The organism is Desulfobulbus rhabdoformis, assembly GCF_016919065.1.
Taxonomy (GTDB): Bacteria; Desulfobacterota; Desulfobulbia; order Desulfobulbales; family Desulfobulbaceae; genus Desulfobulbus; species Desulfobulbus rhabdoformis.
On the sequence record NZ_JAFFQA010000141.1, the window covers coordinates 1 to 803 of the forward strand.

1 protein-coding gene is annotated in these 803 nt (G+C 47.2%); it reads right to left on the minus strand.

What is annotated here, in order from left to right; all coding sequences use genetic code 11:
* A partial coding sequence (locus JWJ90_RS22790) for an IS1595 family transposase (protein WP_205229507.1) occupies positions 1–803 on the minus strand: 803 nt, incomplete at both ends.

Consider the following 803-nt stretch of genomic DNA (forward strand, 5'->3'; position numbering starts at 1 on the left):
CCCGGAGCATGGGCAAGGCATGCGTTCAGTAAACGCATTGGAAGCTCATGTTCCCAAAAACGACGATTAAATCGATAACAGAATTCGCTAACGTACTCTTGAAGATATTGACCGCTGACTCCATGAAAAGTTCCATTCAGGAAAGTTTTCAAATTACCGATCACAATATGTACCAGTGGCAACCAGTGAGCCGCTTCCTCCGGTGGAGTCACTCTTTTGTCATGAGTATGACTTTCGGCGATGGCATTCAAAGCTGGAAAGGCATCGGTTCGAATTTCCTGTCCCGGTTTTATATGGCGATTGAGAAAATCCCGAACGCTGAGTTTGGTTATCTCATCAACTGCCTCAGCGGCCAGAAAGCCAGCATGTTGTTCCCGTCTTTCCACCGCAACAAGGATAGGTTTCTTTCCAGCAGCGCCTCGACCACGTTTACCGGCCTTTTTTCCACCAACAAGTGCGTCATCACATTCGATCAAATTTTGAAGACGATAGATGCTGTCACGATGGGCCATAACCATACGGATTTTTCTCAACATACGGTGGGCGGTTATCCATGAGACATCAATATGCTTACTCAGACGGAGAGCCGAAATTCCGCCTTTATCGGCAGCAGCCAGGTATATCGCCCAGAACCATTTTGCCAAGGGCAGGTTGGTTGAATGAAAAATCGTTCCCGATGTGACGCTGGTTTGATGATGACAGTGGCTACACTGGTAGGAATTTCTTGATGTTATGAAACTGTATTCTCTACTCGAACATTCAGGGCAAACGAAGCCATCGGGCCACCTTGTTTTGATCAGGGC